12 protein-coding genes are annotated in these 15,624 nt (G+C 74.7%); 2 read left to right on the forward strand and 10 right to left on the reverse strand.

Annotation, left to right across the window (positions count from 1 at the left end; translation table 11 throughout):
• The first annotated feature begins 58 nt into the window (after window positions 1-58).
• Window positions 59-604, forward strand: coding sequence for a pyridoxamine 5'-phosphate oxidase family protein (locus MicB006_RS24630; protein ID WP_030503323.1), 546 nt, complete (start codon window positions 59-61; stop codon window positions 602-604).
• Window positions 605-689: 85 nt separating this feature from the next.
• Window positions 690-2,033, forward strand: a complete 1,344-nt coding sequence (locus tag MicB006_RS24635) for a cytochrome P450 (RefSeq protein WP_116509286.1) — start codon at window positions 690-692, stop codon at window positions 2,031-2,033.
• A gap of 55 nt (window positions 2,034-2,088) precedes the next feature.
• On the opposite strand, the gene MicB006_RS24640 is transcribed toward MicB006_RS24635, so the two are convergent.
• The 10 genes from MicB006_RS24640 to MicB006_RS24685 are packed head-to-tail and all read right to left on the reverse strand — an operon-like array spanning window position 2,089 to window position 15,522.
• Window positions 2,089-2,631: an EF-hand domain-containing protein gene (locus tag MicB006_RS24640; RefSeq protein ID WP_030503321.1), complete on the reverse strand. Its 543-nt coding sequence runs from the start codon at window positions 2,629-2,631 to the stop codon at window positions 2,089-2,091.
• The gene (locus MicB006_RS24645; RefSeq protein WP_116509287.1) at window positions 2,628-3,521 is read right to left on the reverse strand and encodes a class I SAM-dependent methyltransferase; all 894 of its coding nucleotides are present in this window, start codon (window positions 3,519-3,521) and stop codon (window positions 2,628-2,630) included. The genes MicB006_RS24640 and MicB006_RS24645 overlap by 4 nt, the downstream gene beginning before the upstream one ends.
• 26 nt (window positions 3,522-3,547) lie before the next feature.
• On the reverse strand, window positions 3,548-4,249 hold the full coding sequence (locus MicB006_RS24650; protein WP_161565949.1) for a copper resistance CopC family protein: 702 nt from the start codon (window positions 4,247-4,249) through the stop codon (window positions 3,548-3,550).
• A complete protein-coding gene (locus MicB006_RS24655) occupies window positions 4,246-4,809 on the reverse strand; it encodes a hypothetical protein (protein ID WP_073827298.1) in 564 nt (187 codons plus the stop codon). The genes MicB006_RS24650 and MicB006_RS24655 overlap by 4 nt, the downstream gene beginning before the upstream one ends.
• Window positions 4,806-5,369 carry a flavin reductase family protein gene (locus MicB006_RS24660; protein WP_225980488.1) on the reverse strand — a complete coding sequence of 188 codons (564 nt, stop codon included), beginning with the start codon at window positions 5,367-5,369 and terminating at the stop codon, window positions 4,806-4,808. Before MicB006_RS24660 ends, MicB006_RS24655 begins: the two co-directional genes overlap by 4 nt.
• Window positions 5,362-5,811: a thioesterase family protein gene (locus MicB006_RS24665; RefSeq protein ID WP_073827300.1), complete on the reverse strand. Its 450-nt coding sequence runs from the start codon at window positions 5,809-5,811 to the stop codon at window positions 5,362-5,364. Before MicB006_RS24665 ends, MicB006_RS24660 begins: the two co-directional genes overlap by 8 nt.
• Window position 5,812: 1 nt before the next feature.
• Window positions 5,813-11,593 carry an SDR family NAD(P)-dependent oxidoreductase gene (locus MicB006_RS24670; RefSeq protein WP_116509293.1) on the reverse strand — a complete coding sequence of 1,927 codons (5,781 nt, stop codon included), beginning with the start codon at window positions 11,591-11,593 and terminating at the stop codon, window positions 5,813-5,815.
• 32 nt (window positions 11,594-11,625) lie between these two features.
• Complete coding sequence (locus tag MicB006_RS24675; protein WP_225980489.1) at window positions 11,626-12,597, reverse strand: enediyne biosynthesis protein; 972 nt, start codon at window positions 12,595-12,597, stop codon at window positions 11,626-11,628.
• Window positions 12,594-14,546, reverse strand: coding sequence for a CRTAC1 family protein (locus tag MicB006_RS24680; protein WP_116509297.1), 1,953 nt, complete (start codon window positions 14,544-14,546; stop codon window positions 12,594-12,596). Before MicB006_RS24680 ends, MicB006_RS24675 begins: the two co-directional genes overlap by 4 nt.
• Window positions 14,547-14,550: 4 nt before the next feature.
• Window positions 14,551-15,522 carry a DUF1702 family protein gene (locus MicB006_RS24685; protein WP_116509299.1) on the reverse strand — a complete coding sequence of 324 codons (972 nt, stop codon included), beginning with the start codon at window positions 15,520-15,522 and terminating at the stop codon, window positions 14,551-14,553.
• Window positions 15,523-15,624: the final 102 nt, after the last annotated feature.

Genomic DNA, 15,624 nt, shown 5'->3' on the forward strand with positions numbered 1-15,624 from the left:
CCGCAAGAATTGAGAATCATATAGCAAACCCCGCTCCTGCGGATCTACCATCTTCGGCATGGAGCCTTCCACTTTCAGCACCCCGGTCGGCGACTTCGCCGACCTCCGTGACGACTTCCTGCGGCTCACCACCGAGATCGGCTGGTGCACGGTCGCCACTGTGGACGGACGCGACCGGCCGCGCAGCCGGATCATGCACGTCTCCTGGGAGGTCGGCGACGCCGGCCCGACCGGATGGGTCAGCACCTCCCGTACCCCGGTCAAGACCGCCCACCTCGCTCGCAACCCGTACGTCTCGTGCAGCTACTGGACACCCGCGCACGACGCCGTCTTCGTCGACTGCCGCGCCACCTGGCTGGAGCCGGGCGACACCAAGCGCCACGTCTGGGACCTGGTCGCCGCCGAGGCGACCCAGCGCGGCTTCGACCCGTACGCGGTCTGGCCCGACGGCCCCGCCGACGCCGGCTTCGAGGTGCTCCAGTTCGACCCCTGGCGGGTCCAGATCACCCTTCAGGACCTGGCCAACGGCCAGACCATCGGTTCGTCGCGGGTCTGGCACGCCGCCGGACGGCCCGCGTCCACCGGCGCGCTGCTCTCCCGCTGATCCCGACCGGGCCGCCGTCGCACCCGGGCCGGCCCGTCACCGCCGACGCGGCGAGCCGCGCGGCCCGACACCGAGGGAACGCACCATGACCAGCACCCTGCGCACACCCGCGTCGGCGCCCGGCCGCCTGCCCGTGCTCGGGCACGGCCTGCAGATGAAACGACGACCCGCCGAGTTCCTGCTCGAACTCCAGTCCGGCGAGCCGGTCGTCACCATCGCGCTCGGCAAGCGCCCGGCGTACGTGGTGAACGACCCGACCCTGATGCGCGAGCTGCTCCGCGACGGCGACACCTTCGTCCGGGGCGGGCCGATGACCGACCGCTTCCGGTCCATGTTCGGCAACGGCCTGGGCATCTCCGAGGGCGAGTTCCACCGCCGGCAGCGGGCGCTGATCCAGCCCGCCTTCCACCGCAACAAGGTCATCCACTACACGGAACTGATGAGCCGGACGGTCGCCGGCAAGCTCGACTCCTGGCGCGACGGCCAGCGCCTCGCGGTCGAGAAGGAGATGGACGAGCTGGCCCTCACCAACATCGTCGAGGTCGTCTTCGCCGGGGACCGGCGCCTCGACCGCGCCCGGTTCATGGCCGCGACCACCACCGTCCTGGGCGGACTGTTCCGCCGGATCACCGACGTGACGGGCGTGCTGACCCGGCTGCCCACCCAGGCCAACCGCGACTACGACGCCGCGGCCGAGTACCTGCGGGCCACCATCGGCCGGGTCATCGCCGAGTACCGCGCGGCCGGCACCGACCACGGTGACCTGCTGTCGATGATGCTCTTCGCCCGCGACGAGGACGGCCGGCCCGCGATGAGCGACGAGCAGGTCCACGACGAGGTGATGACGTTCTTCATCGCCGGGAGCAACACCATCGCCAACACGCTCTGCTGGGCGCTGCACCACGTCGGCGCGGACCCCGAGGTGCAGCGGCGGCTGCACGCCGAGGTCGACCGGGTGCTCGACGGACGGGCCGCCGGCTACGCCGACGTGGCGGCGCTGGAGTACACCCGCCAGGTGCTCTCCGAGACGCTGCGGCTGCGCACCCAGGGCCTGTTCAACAACCGGGTCACCGCCCGCGACGCCGAACTGGGCGGCTACCTGATCCCGGCCGGCTCGGACGTGCTCTACAGCTTCCACGCCGTACACCACAACCCGCTGATCTATCCGGAGCCCGAGCGCTTCGACCCGGACCGGTGGCTGCCGGAGCGGGCCCGGGCGCTGCCGCGCGGCGCCTTCATGCCGTTCGCCACCGGCGTGCACGGCTGCATCGGCGACCAGTTCGCCTGGACCGAGATGATCGTCTCGCTGGCCAGCATCGCCGCCCGCTGGCGGCTGGAGCCGGTGCCCGGCCACGAGCCGAAGCCCGTGCCGGCCATGACCATGCCCGTCGACGCGCTGCCGATGACCGCGCGTCTGCGTACCCGCTGACCGGCGGACGCCCGGCCACCGGCCCACACGGACCGGCGGCCGGGCGTCCGGCCGCTCAGAGCTCCCCGGCGATCACGTTGCCCGGCGCGTCCGGGTCGGCGCTGAGGTAGAACTCGTGCGCCGCCCGGCCGTACTCCTCGCTGGTGAGGTAGCCGTCCCGGTCGGTGTCGAGCCGGTCGAAGATCCGCTGCGTGTCCTCCGACCGCATGCCGCTCTTGCTCTGCGCCGCGAACATCTCCGCGTGGTTGATGCGCCCGTCACGGTCCGCGTCGGCCACGTCGAAGACGGCCAGGCTGAACGGCACCGCCGCGTTCGTCACGAACTCCGGGAACTCCGGCTTGTCGGCCCAGGCCACCCACTCGGCGACCGTCACCCGCTTCTCGCCGTCCGGCCCGTCGCTGCCGCGCATCCCGCGCCACATCCGGGCCGCCGCGCCGTGGATACGCCGCCAGCCCGGCGAGTACGGCGCGACGCCGTACGTGTCGCACCAGATCTGGGCCATCGCGGTGATGTCCAGCCCGTCGATGACGCCGTCCCCGTCGGCGTCGTACGAGGCGAAGACCTTCTCCAGCTTGCGGCGTTGCAGTTCGGTGGTCATCTCGGTCCTTCCGTCGTGATGGATGAGGGTCGGTGCGGGGCGACCGCGCGGACGGTGAGCGCGGTCGAGGTCAGGTCGACCCTGCCGTCCGGGCCGGCGCGTCCCTCGGCGGCGGCGGCCACCTCGGCCCAGAGCGCGTCCCGCCCGGCCGGGTCGAGCGCGTCGACCCGGCGGCGTACCGGTGGCGGGGCCACCGCCCGGGTGAACCGCGCGTACTCGGCCGGATCGTGGAACCGGAACGGGACCGGGTACTCCTCGACCGTCACGTCACGCAGGCCGGCGTCGGTCAGCCCGGCCGCCAGCGCCGCCGGATCGCAGAGGCGGTACGGGCCGGGGGCGTCCGGTGGCCCGGACGGCAGGTCCAGCCGTCGCGCGAGCACGCCGTACCCGAGCGACATCAGCGGCACCCGCGGTGGTGGCGCCCACACCGCCGCGGCGAGCACGCCGCCCGGGACGAGCAGCCGGGCGATCCGGCCGAACGCGGCGCCGGGGTCGACGGCGAACATCAGGCCGAGCCGGCTGAGCACCACGTCGAAGGCGTGCGGCGGCAGCTCCACCGTCTCCAGGTCGGCGACCAGGAAGTTGACGTTGCGGCGGCCCTCGGCGCGGCGGCGGGCCACGGCGAGCATGGCGGGGGAGAGGTCGACACCGGTGACCGTGCCGGCCGGACCGACCACGTCGGCGGCGCTGAGCGCCGGCTCCCCCGGACCGGTCGCGACGTCCAGGACGCGGTGCCCCGGCCGTACGCCACCCAGGGCCAGCAGCCGCGCGGTGAGCGCCGCGCCGCCCCGCTCGAACGTCTCCCACTCGCGGGTCCAGCCGTCGCTGACGGCGTCCCAGGTCCGCCGCTGTTCGGCCTTCACGGCGGCGGCATCTGTCGATACGGACATCGCTCCTCCTCCTGTGGTCCGTCAGGTCACCCGCCCGGCCGGGCCGGTTCGCGGTCGGCGGGCCGGTCGTCGGCGTCCGCCGGTTCCCGCAGCACCCAGGCCCGCCGTCGTCCGCCCGGCCCCGGATCGGCCGCCGACCCGGGCGGGCCGTCGCCGGCGGGCCGGTCACGCCGTCCACGCGCCATCAGCACGAGCAGGACCGCCCCGGTCACCACCGGCGCCAGCAACAGGGCCAACCCGGCCGCTCCGCCCGTACCACCGTGGTGGCCGCCCCCGGCGGACCCGTCCGGCGGCGCGGTGACCGGCGGGGACACGGCCGGGGCCGCCCGCGGCGGCGCGACGAGCCCGGCGGCGACGGTGAAGGGGACCACGCCGGTGGCGGTCTGCCCGGTGGCGAGCTGGGCGTGGTAGCCGACCCGGTAGCGCCCGTCAGCCGCGACCGTGACCGGCAGCTCGACGCCGTTGCCGCGATACCGGGGCGCGCCCGTCGCGGCGAACGCCCCGCCCGGGCCGACCAGCCAGACATGGGTCCGCTCGCCGTCGAGCGGACCGTTGAAGGTGAGCGTCACCGCAGCAGGGGCCGTGGTCAGCCGGGTGCCGGCCGGCGGGTCGGTGCTCACCAACCGCGCCGGCCGCAGCTGCGCCGCCAGGGTCAGCCCGGCCAGGCCGAGCGCGAGCAGCGTGAGCAGTCCCGCCGCCAGCCACCTCAGTCCCGGCCCGCGCCTCACCGGACTTCGGCCACCCGGCGGCAGCTGCACCGCATCCGGGCCAGCTCGTCGGCGAGCGGCGTGCGGTGCAGGTACATCGCCACCACCATCGGCAGGAACACCACCGCGTTGTAGAACAGGTGCAGCTCCACCCGGGGCGCCACCAGTTGCAGCAGGCTCGTCGGCACCGGCTGCCCGGCCAGGTTGCTGCCGGTCAGCGACTGCACCAGCAGCAGCAGGTGCTCAAGGTGGTGCCACACCTGGATCAGCAGCGCCGCCGTCCACCAGGTCCGGGCGCGGCCGACGAAGCCGCCGCGCAGCATCCAGAAACCGGCGAGCATGACGAGCGCGTACCCGTAGTGCAGCCACTCGCTCTCCACGAGCCACGGGAACGGCATGCCGAGCACGCCCCGGGCCTCCGGCCGGGACCAGCCGAACACCCAGATCTGGGCGGCCTGCACCAGGTGCTCGGCCCAGTGTGCGATGACGACGACGAGGAAGATCTGCAGGGCCGCCCGGTGCCGGCTGCCGTTCAGATCGAGCCCCGGAGCGCCGGCGTCGCGCTTCTCCGACAGGGTCACTGCGCCTCCTTCAGGAGCGGTTGGATGTGCCGGCGGCCGGCGGCCGGGTGGGGTTTCCCGTACCTGTCGAACCGGCCCCGCCGGAAGATCAGGGCGTCGCTGTCGGCGGCCGTGCGCGCGGCCACCAGCCGGCCCACCACGATCACGTGGTCGCCGCCGTCGTGGCAGCGCCACGGCCGGCACTCCAGCCAGGCCAGCGCCCCGTGCAGCAGCGGCGCTCCGGTCTGCTCGCCCGGCGACCAGCCGACAGTGGTGAACTGCGCCCGCCCGGGCCGCCGGCGCCGGTCGGCGAAGTGCCGGGCCAGGTGTTCCTGACCGGCCGCCAGGACGGAGATGCCGAACCCGTCCGCGTCGGCCAGGCAGGCGGACATCAGGCTGTCGCGGCTCACGCAGAGCAGCACCAGCGGCGGGTCCAGCGAGACCGAGGTGAACGAGTTCGCGGTCATCCCGTGCGGCAGCGGACCACCCACCGTCAGCACCGTCACGCCGGTGACGAACTCGCCGAGCACCGCACGCAGCGCCGCGGCGGCCGGCGGCGCGCCCACGGCCCGCTCAGGCACGGCCGGACACCCCCTCGGCCGCCCGGTACGGCGCCAGCGCCCGCACCAGCGGCGGCGGCACGCGGGTCGGCACCACCTGCCCGGCGACCTCCCGCATGCAGGCGATCCGCTGGTGACCCCGGGCCACCGGGACCAGCCCGCCCGGGCCGTCGCGCAGGTAGTCGAAGGCCAGGCCGAGCTGCGTCTGGGTCAGCTCGGTCAGGCTCATCCGGATGCGCAGCTCGTCGAACGCGTCGAGCTCGGCGAGGTACTCGCAGTCCACCCGCAGCGTGAACAGCTTCAACCCGGCGCGCAGGTCGTCGACCACCGCCGGCGCGTGCTCGCGCAGGAACATCTCCCGGCAGCGGCCCTGCCAACGCAGGTAGTTGACGTAGTAGACGTTGCCGACGAGGTTCGTCTCCTCGAACCCGACCACGTGGCGGTACTCGTACCAGGCGGACATGTCACACCCCCGTCGCGGTGAGGACGGCGACGACCACCGGCTGTGGCTCGCCGGTGAGACGGACCGGGCCGGTGGCCACCGTGACCCGGCCGCTGCGCACCAGCACCCACTCGCCGTCGGCGCCGGCCACTGTCAGCGGGGCGTCCACCGGCAGCCCCGCCTTGACCAGGCACTCCTTGGCGCACCAGACCCGGGTGGCGGCGACGTCGGCGTCCTCGCCGAGGTCGGCGGCGACCTGCCCGGCCAGCCCGGCGTGCCGGCCGAGCAGGTCGGCCCACACCTCGGCGGGCCGGGGCCGGACCACCTCCAGGTCGCAGGCGAGCGGCCCGGCGCCGGCCACCAGCAGGCTGGCGACGTCACTGTGGGCGGCGGAGACGTGCCGGCCGTTGACCTCCTCGGGCCGCCCGTCCGGCCGGTACCGCAGCCGCACCGGCCGTCCCACGGCCCGCCCGACGGCGGTGGCGGTGACCTCCCGGCGTGCCCCGCCGGTCCCGTCCGGACGCGGTTCCACCACAACCGCCAGATCGGCGTCGAGCAGCCGGCCGAGCCGCCGCTCCAGCGCCGGTCCGAGCAGCGCCGGCGGCCACGGCAGGGCGGCCGGGCGGTGACGCACCGCGCGCAGGCGCAGACCGAGCCAGCGTTCCACCACCACCCCGGCCGCGCCGAGGACCGTCACGTCGTACCGGTAGGTGTCGTCGCGGTGCTCCCGTTCCATCGCCACGAAGCGGACCTGCTCGGTGGCGGCGAGCTTCGGTCCCGCCGGCTCCACCCGGTCCACCGCGACCGGCAGCAGCGTCGCGTCCGGCACGCAGACCTGGATGCCGTGCAGGAAGGCGTCCCGGGCGCCCGCGTCGCCGAGCAGCAGCCGCTGCGGCAGGAACGCGTGGAACCAGCGCAGATCCTCGGTGGTGGCGACGTCCGCCTCGGCCCGCCGGGACGCGACCCGGTGGTAGCGCACCAGCCGGCGGAACCGGTCGCCCTGGAAGAGCAGGTCGCCGTAGAGGTCCCGGCCCGGCTCCAGCGGCACCGGCGGCAGCCCGCCGGTCACGCCCGGCGCCTCCCGGTCGCCCTCGTCCGGTTCGAAGCGGACGGTGCCCCGGAAGTGGTCGACCGCGAAGCCCGTCTCGTCGCTGCGGATCGCCACCTCCACCACGCCCGCCTCGGCCTGCACCGCAGCGATCCGGACGGTGGTGCGCCCGCCGCGGGCCACCACCACGGGCCGGGAGAAGCTGACGCCGGTCAGCACCGGCACACCGGTGGCGCCGCTGAGCGCGGAGGCCACCTGCGCCATCGCCTCCATGCCGAGCACGGCGGGCAGCAGGAGGCTGCCGTCGAGGTCGTGCTCGGCGAGGTACGGGTCGCTCTCGGCCGACAGGTCCGCCTCGACCACCAGCTCCACGCCGTCGTACTGCACCAGCGGGCGTTCCAGGAAACGCAGCAGCGGCAGCTCGCGCCGCTCGTGGCGCAGCGTGTCCAGCCCGTCGGTACGCCCGGTGACCACCACCGAGGCGGGCAGCCGGGGCAGCGTCAGCACCTGGCGCAGCAGGCGGACGCCCTCGTCCGGCGGGATCGGGGTGATCCCGGCGCGCAGCAGCGACTCGACAGCGGAGAGCCGTTCACCCATGCCGATGCCGGACCAGACCGACCACTCCAGACAGACCGCCCGGCATCCGGGGAAGCGTCGGCCGGCCTCGGCTGTGAGCCGGGCCAGCCAGTCGTTCGCCAGCGCGTAGTGCGCCTCCCCGGGCAGGCCACCGCGCCCGATCACGCTGCCGAACGTCACCAGCAGCCGCAGTTCGTCCGACTCGACCGCGGCGAGGACGTTCGCCAGGCCGTCCACCTTCGGCGCGAGCGTGGCGCGCAGGGTGTCCGGGTCCAGCGCGCCGAGGGCGGCCGGCCGGTTGACCCCGGCGCCGTGCAGGATCCCGGCGACCGGACCCAGGTGCTCGCGCACCTGCGCCACGGCGGCGCGTACCGCCTCCGGGTCGGTGACGTCGGCGCGCACGTACCGCAGGCGCACCCCCGCCTCCCGCATCCGGGTCAGGTTCGCGGCCAGCTCCGGGTCCGCGGCCGGGTCGGCCCGGCCCAGCAGCGCCAGCCGCGCGCCGGTGTCCCGGGCCAGGGCGAGCGCGCACTCGGCGGTGATGCCCTTCCCGCCGCCGGTCACCAGCAGGACGTCGTCCGGGCGCAGTGGCGGACCGGCCGGCCCCTCGCGTACCGGGCCGGGTGGCGGCAGCGGCCGGAGCAGGGGGACGCGCCGCGTGCCGTCCGCGCCGAGGTGGCACTCGGCGTACCCGTCGGTGGCGGCAACCTCGCGTACCACCCGGTGCACCAGGTCGTCGGCGGGGGCCGCCTCGACGAGCGTCACGTGCAGGCCCGTGCCCTCCAGCCGGGCGGTACGGGCCAGCCCGGCGACGCCCCGGCCGTGCTGCACGACCACCAGGCGGCTGCCCGGCGGCTGGGCCACCGCGGCCTGGACGGCGCGCAGCGCGAGGTCCAGGTCCACCTCGTCGTCCGGGCAGAGCAGCACGCCGCCGCCGACGCCCGCACCGGCGAGCGCGTCGCGCAGCGCCCCCGCGTACCGGTGGCCGGGCGGCGCGTACAGCTGCCAGCCGCCCGGTCCGGTGGGACCGGCGGTGATCCGCTCCACCGGTTCCTCGGCCAGCTCGACGGTGAAGCCGCGCACCCACGGGGCGACGCCGTCCACCCGCCGGTCGGCGGGCGCGGCGGCCGGGTCCAGCTCCCGCAGCGCGTCGGCGATCTCCCGCAGCGTGGCGGTGGCGAAGTTCGTCGGGGCCTGCACCGCCGGCAGGCCGAGTTCCCGGGCGGCCTCGTTGACCAGCTGTCCCACCGCGATCGAGCTGAGGTGCAGGCCGTCGAGGAGCCGGGTGTCCGCGCCGACGCTCTCGGCCGGCAGCTCCGCGCGGGACGCGGCGAGCCGGCGCAGCACGGCCAGCGGATCGGCGGCCGGCCCGGCCGGCGCCGTCGCGTCGCCGGTCGCGGGTCGCTCGGCGTCGCCGGCCGCCGGGGTCGTCTCGTCCCCGGCCGGGGACGCCGCCGCCGCCACGACCACCGCCGGCGCGGCTTCGCACGGGTTGGCGAAGAAGCGCCGCCGCGCGGCCAGGTCGAGCGGACGGATCGGACGGTCACTGACCAGCGCGGCATGGTCGACGGGTACGCCCAGCGTCCAGAGCGCGCCGACAGTGCCGAGGAACCCGGCGAGCGTGGGCGCGTCGGTGCCGGTGCCGAACACCGGCACGTCGACCAGTTCCCGGGCCATCCGGGCGAGCACCTGGCCGGGACCGACCTCGACCAGCGCGTCCACCCGCTTGCCGGCCTCGGTGACCGCGGCGGCGAAGCGCACCGGCTCGGTGATCTGCCGGCGCAGCAACGCCGCCAGGTCCGTGCCGGAGGGCAGTTCCGCGCCGGTGACCGTGGAGACCACCGGCCGGTGCGGCGGGGCGAGCCGGACCCCTTCCAGCCAGTCGCCGAACTCGCGGGCGGCCGACGCCATCAGGGGGGAGTGGAACGCGTGCGAGACGGCCAGGTCCGCCCAGTGCACACCGGCCTCGGTGGCCCGCTCGCACACCCGCCGGACCGCGTCGGACGGGCCGGCGACCACCGTCTGCAGCGGCCCGTTGTAACCGGCCACCACCACCGGTTCCGTGCCGATCAGCCGGGCGGTGGCGGTGTCGTCGGCGGCGATGCCGGCCATCGTGCCCGGTTCCCGGCAGCCGGCCATGACGGCGCCGCGGGCCGCGGCGATCCGCAGCAGCGCCTCCGCGTCGACGGTGCCGGCCCAGTGCAGCGCGGTGATCTCGCCGAGGCTGTGCCCGACGGCCACCCGTGCCTCGACGCCGAGTTCGGTGAGCACCCGCAGGCCGGCGAGGGAACCCGCGGCGATGCGCGGCTGGGCCACCTCGGTGGCCACCGGGTCCGCGTCGGCCGGCAGCGCCGCGAGGCGGTGCACCTCGGCGGCGGCCGGGAAACGCCGGGCCAGCGCGCCGCCGTCGACGCTGCGGCCGGAGCCCTGGCCGGGGAAGAGGAACCCGAGCCGGGCCGGCCGCAGCGTGCGCCGCAGCGCCAGCCCGTCGGCGAACAGCTCCTCCTCGCCCCGGTCGAGCGCCGCCAGGGCACGCTCGAACCGGTCCACCGCCTCGGCGGGGGAGGCGGCGACCACCGCCAGGCGCGTCGGCCGGCCGCGTACCTCACCGGCCAGCGCGCCGGCCAGGTCGGTCAGCTCGCCGTACGACAGCCGGGCCAGCGGGGGCAGCAGCGCGGCCACCCGTTCCCGCAGCGCCGCCGGGTCGGCCGCGTCGAGCAGCAGCAGCTCGGCGTCCTGGGTGTGCCGGGCCAGCCGCAGCTGCTGCCGCCGGATCCGCTCCGGCACTGCGGACGGGCCGGCCTCCAGCACCAGGTGGGTGTTGATCCCGCCGAAGCCCATCGCGGTGACCCCGGCGCGCAGCGGCGCACCGTCCGGCCAGGGCTCGGCCACCGGCGCGGCGCGCAGCGTACGGTCCGCGGCGGTCAGCTCCGCGCGGGGACGGGCGCACCCGGCGGTGGGCGGGACGATCGCGTGCCGCAGCGCCATGGTCGCCTTGATCAGCCCGGCCACGCCGGCGGCGGCCTTGGTGTGCCCGATGAGCGCCTTGATCGAGCCGATGGCGGCCGGGTCGGTGGCCCCGGCGTCGCGCCGGGCGGCGGAGAGGGCGCGCAACTCGGTGGCGTCGCCGACCGCCGTGCCGGTGCCGTGTCCCTCGAAGAGCGGGACCGTGCCGATGCCGAAGCCGGCCCGCTGGTACGCCCGGTCCAGCGCCAGCCGGTAGCCCTGCGCCTCGGGCCGGGTCATCCCGCCGCGTCCGTCGGAGGAGACACCCCAGCCGGCGATCGTCGCGTACACGGCGCGCCCCTGCGCCACCGCGTCGTCGTGGCGCATCAGCACGACCATCCCGCAGCCCTCGCCCGGCCAGAAGCCCTGCGACCGCTCGTCGTACACCCGCATCTCGTCGCGGGCCAGCGCGCCGGCCTTGGCGAAGCCGACCATCTCGAACGGGTCGATGGACAGGTCCACCCCGCCCGCCACGGCGACGTCGACCTCCCCGTCGGCCAGGGCGCGCGCGGCGGTGACCACCGACAGCAGGCTGGAGGCGCAGGCGGCGTCCACTGTCCAGCCGCCGCCGCCGAGGTCGAAGTGGTTGCAGATCCGCCCGGCGATGGTGTTGGAGAGACCACCGGCGAGCGTGTCCTCGTCGATCGGCGGGAACGGGCTCTTGTACCGCTCCTCGGTCACCGCGAGGAACTCCGCGATCCGCCGGTCGGGCCACCCCTGCTCCTGCAACCCGGCGGCCAGCACCCGGCGCACGTACGGCCAGCGCAGCCGCAGCACGTTGGCGCGGGAGAACTCGCCGGTGAGGGTGTTGCCGACCACCACGCCGGTACGTTCCCGGGGCAGTCCGGCGCCGTCCGGCCAGCCGGCGTCGGCGAGCGCCTCGCCGGCCACGTCCAGCGCCAGCCAGTGGGTGAGGTCGGTGGAGCGGTAGGTGCTGCCGGCGATCCGGTGGCGGATCCGGTCGAACGTGTACCCCTCGATGACGGCGGCGTGCCGGTTGTAGAACCGGTCCGGGGCGGCCGGGTCGGCGTCCCAGTAGTCCTCCAGGCTCATCCGCTCCGGCGGCAGCCGGCGGAACGCGCGGCGTCCGCTGAGGGCGTTGCGCCACAGGTCGGCCACCGAATCGGCTTCCGGGTAGCGGCAGCTCATGCCGACGACCGCGATTCTGCTCATGTCGTCACTCCTGGGGTTGTGCGATTCGCGGATCAGGCGGGCACGGGCCGCTTGCCGTTGTCCGCGGGAACGGGACCGGCGGTGGCCGGTGTCCCGGGCGTTGCGGGCGAGACGGGCTGGTCCTGTTCGCGGCGCCGCTGCTCGCGGCGCGAGGCGTGCAGCGACCAGAGGTAGACGCCGCGGACCAGGCAGACGATCGCGGTGGCGAAGAAGAGTCCGTACGTCACCGAGGCGCCGGTCAGCACGCCGTACACCAGCGCCACGCCGCCGCCGAACGCGAACTGGGCGGCGGGCCGGCTCGGTGTGGTGCCCGGGTCGGTGATCATGTAGTTGGTGAACAGGACGAACGCGGTGCCGGTCATGGTGGCCAGCGCGGCCGCGATCGACGTGTCCAGCACCAGGCCCCGGACCACGGACTGCACCACGAAGATCGACAGCCAGCCGGCGATCAGCCACATCCGGCGGGTGAGCTTGGCGTTGAGCATCGTGCCCAGGACGAGGATCACCGCCACGATCGCCCAGTCGGCGGGACCGGAGAGGTTCTCGGTGAAGTGGTACGGCGGCGCGATGGAGACCCACGGGAACAGCAGCAGCACGATCGCGATGCCGAAGTTCGACGGGTTCATGAAGTGCCGCAGCCGCCCGTTGACCGGCGCCCGCAGCAGCCACTTGCCGCTGATCGCCACCAGCACGCCGAAGAGCATCACCAGCAGCCGGTCGTTGGTGTAGAGCAGCATGTTCACCGCCAGCGCGGTGATGTGCGCGGGGAAGAGGAACTCGACCAGGTTGCGCACGCCACCGGCATACCGGGGGGCGCGGCCCTCACCCCGGGCGCCCACCGCCTCCAGCAGCAGCTCGGCGGCGTACGCGGTGAGCACGGCGTACACCGGCCAGAGCGCGGGCTGTTCGAAGCCGAGGACCGTGTAGCCGAGGATGTTGAGGACGCTGATCGAGATCGCGAAGCGGCGCAGCGCTGTCACTCGCGGGTCGCGTGGCTTCGTCATGAACTCGCCTCCTGTGCCTGGGTGCCGAGGGTGAGCGCGTGCCGGCCGGGGGTGAGCGTCACCGTCTGCGTGCGGGGCGCGCCGGTGCGGTCCCGCCAGGCCAGGTCGACCTGGACCGGCCCGGTGACGTCGCCGAGGCCGATGTGCACCTCGAAGCTGCGCCGGCCGGAGTGGCCGCTGCCGCCGTCGACCCGGCCGCGCAGCACACGGCCGTCGGGGGTGCGGACGGTGACGTCCGCGCCGATCACCGGGGAGCCGGTGCCGGCGTCGCCGGTCGGCGGCCGGTTCAGCTTCAGGGACAGCTGGGACCCGGTGCCGGGGCTGTCGTTGCGGTAGAACACGGGCGCGTCCCACTGCCGGGCCACCGCCATGTCCAGCCGGCCGTCGCCGTCGGCGTCGCCGAGCGCGATGCCCCGGGTCGGGATCGGCACGGCCAGGCCGAGGTGGCCGGCGATGTCGGCGTAGGCGCCGCCGGGCATCTGGGCGTGCAGGCGCAGCGGCTGGCCACCGGCGATGTCGTCGCCCTCCCGGACCCGTGGCCACGACGAGGTGTGCTCCAGCAGCGTGTCGTTGGCGGTGGCCAGCTCCTGCAGCTGCGCCCACCGGTTCACCTCGCCCTTGACGAAACCGCTGGTCTGCACGATGTCGGACCGGCCGCTGTTGGTCAGGTCGGCGATCTTGACGTCCCAGCTCCAGCCGCTCCAGGCGAGGTTGAGCGGGGCGCTGCGGTCGACGAACGGCGCCCGGCCGTCGGCGAGCCGCTGCCGCAGGTCGTCGGTGTCCCGGGCCTGGTTGACGAAGGCGAAGTTGCTCTCCTGGATGCCGAACGAGGTGGTGATGTTGCCGACGTACATGTCGTAGAGGCCGTCGCCGTCCAGGTCGCCGACGTCCACGCCCATGCCCTTGAAGGAGTCGTGCCCGAGGATTTTCGACTTGGGCACGGTGAGCCGGCTGCCCTCGCCCTCGACGAGGGCCAGGCGTATCCGGCCCGGCGTGGAGCGGTTGTGCAGCAGCCGGTCGGGGCCGAAGTCGTTCGCCACGTACAGCTCGGGCAGCAGGTCGCCGTCGAGATCGGTGGCGGTCGACGCGAGTGCCCAGCCCCGGGAGACGTCGTCGTCGAAGAGGTCCGGCACGTCGGCGAAGGTGACGGTGCCGGCGGTCGCGCCGGTCCAGCGCAGGACGTGGTCGCGCCCGCCGTTGTACGCGGCCGACATGGACCGGTTCATCGCCACGCCGCCGCTGACCGTGTGGTCGAGCACCGGGCCGTCGGGGAAGTAGTTGCCGACGAACACGTCCTCGTGACCGTCGCCGTCGAAGTCCGCCACGCTCACCGTGTTGGTGTTCCATCGCGGCCCGGTGTATCCGCCGTCGGCGGCGGCGGGCCGGGGAAGCAGCTCGACCGGCTGGAACGCCGCCGCGGACAGGCCGGTGGCGTCCGGGCGGGCCAGGAAGATCACCGGCGTCCGGCCCCACCAGTAGACCAGCAGGTCGGTACGGCCGTCCTCGTTGAAGTCGCCGGGCGCGCAGCCCATCGGCGCCATGTGCGGCCCCATCGGCAGCGGCGCCGGGTCGAGCACGAACGGCTGGTACCGCTCCTGGCGCGCGCCGGGCGTCGGGGTGACCACCACCCGGTCGATCCGCGGGTCGGTGACGCAGAGGTCGTTTGCCAGGCCGTCGCCGTCGATGTCGTTCATGGCGACCCCGGCGCCCACCGAGGAGATCCACGCGTCGATGTGCGTGTACTCCTTGTTGACCCGGCGGATGCTCTGCTGCGGCAGGCCACCCGGGATCGCGATGGACAGCGGCGTGAACCGGTAGCCCGCGGCCACCCGTCGCCGTTCCTCGTCGGTAGCAGTGGCCGGCTTGGCGATCAGGAACAGGCCGACGATCAGCAGCAGGGCGGTCAGCCCGGCGAGATGACGTCGGCCCCAACCCAGGATCATGGACACCCGGTCAGCACCTCCCCAGCAGAACGAGATGGTCGGCGATCCGCTGACGCCACACCGCGAAGGCGGGCAGCGACGCCGAGTCGGTCAGATCGGTCAGTGCGGCATCGGTGATCGCGGCGGCCTGCTCGATGCTGGTGACGCAGAACGCGCCGACCGCGACAGCGGTGTGCGTCGGCACGTGTCCGGCCCGCATCCGGGCCTTGGCCGCGAACGCGGCGCCCTGGCCGAGCGCCGCCCGGTGCTCGCCGGCCGCCTCGCGGAGCGTTCGCAGTTCCGTCAGATCGGCGCCACCGGCGTAGCTGGCGGCCAGGCCGACCCCGCTCCACAGGTCGGAGTGCCGGTCGGCGGGGAACCTGTGGAGCAGCCGGACCAGTTCGGCCGGGTCGGCGCCGGCGACGAACCACAGCGCCCGGCCGATGCCCTGGTCCACCGCGTGCGGCGCGTAGTGCCGCAGCTCCGCCGGCCAGATGTGCGCCGGGTCGCGGTGCCGCTCGTGGACGTACCGGCCGGTGTGGAAGTAGGCCTGGTGGAAGCCGTAGCCGTCGAGGGCGAGCCAGCGCAGCAGCGGGTCGGGCGGAAGGATCGCCGGCCAGCGCCAGCGGGGCAGCCGGGCCATGGCCCAGCCTGCGCCCACGTGGGCCATGTAGACGTGCGCGGCGCCGCGCCCGGCCAGGAACCGGGCCATGCCCCGGCCGCCGCCGGGGCGAAGGCCGTCCATCAGGGCGTACGCCATCGCGGCGCCCTCGTAGGCGAAGCCGCGCAGCGGCGCCGGCCGGCGCTCCAGCAGCTCCTCGGCGGCCGGGGGCGAGGGCGCCCCGGCGGCGTCACCGAAACCGCCAATGAAACTCAGCCCGGCACTTTCCAGGGCCTGCCGCGCGGCGTCGTTCTTGACATGGAAGCCGCGTATGTCAAACAACGCCTCGCGCTTATCCGGAGTCAGGATTCGTTGTCGCAGTGCCAACAATATTCGGGCCATGGGAAGTCCAATTCGCCGTGGGTGTACGCATGCGGATCCTGCCCGCCTGCGGAGAAGTTCTTCGATTGGCGTGCCCGCTCTGGCCAATACTTGCGGAACGCC

Source organism: Micromonospora sp. B006, assembly GCF_003408515.1.
Taxonomy (GTDB): domain Bacteria; phylum Actinomycetota; class Actinomycetes; order Mycobacteriales; family Micromonosporaceae; genus Micromonospora; species Micromonospora echinospora_A.

Excerpts from the sequence above, each read along its gene's own strand:
- MicB006_RS24630 (WP_030503323.1), top strand. The coding sequence starts at position 59 with ATGGAGCCTTCCACTTTCAGCACCCCGGTCGGCGACTTCGCCGACCTC.
- MicB006_RS24635 (WP_116509286.1), top strand. The coding sequence starts at position 690 with ATGACCAGCACCCTGCGCACACCCGCGTCGGCGCCCGGCCGCCTGCCC.
- MicB006_RS24640 (WP_030503321.1), bottom strand. The coding sequence starts at position 2,631 with ATGACCACCGAACTGCAACGCCGCAAGCTGGAGAAGGTCTTCGCCTCG.
- MicB006_RS24645 (WP_116509287.1), bottom strand. The coding sequence starts at position 3,521 with ATGTCCGTATCGACAGATGCCGCCGCCGTGAAGGCCGAACAGCGGCGG.
- MicB006_RS24665 (WP_073827300.1), bottom strand. The coding sequence starts at position 5,811 with ATGTCCGCCTGGTACGAGTACCGCCACGTGGTCGGGTTCGAGGAGACG.
- MicB006_RS24670 (WP_116509293.1), bottom strand. The coding sequence starts at position 11,593 with ATGAGCAGAATCGCGGTCGTCGGCATGAGCTGCCGCTACCCGGAAGCC.
- MicB006_RS24675 (WP_225980489.1), bottom strand. The coding sequence starts at position 12,597 with ATGACGAAGCCACGCGACCCGCGAGTGACAGCGCTGCGCCGCTTCGCG.
- MicB006_RS24685 (WP_116509299.1), bottom strand. The coding sequence starts at position 15,522 with ATGGCCCGAATATTGTTGGCACTGCGACAACGAATCCTGACTCCGGAT.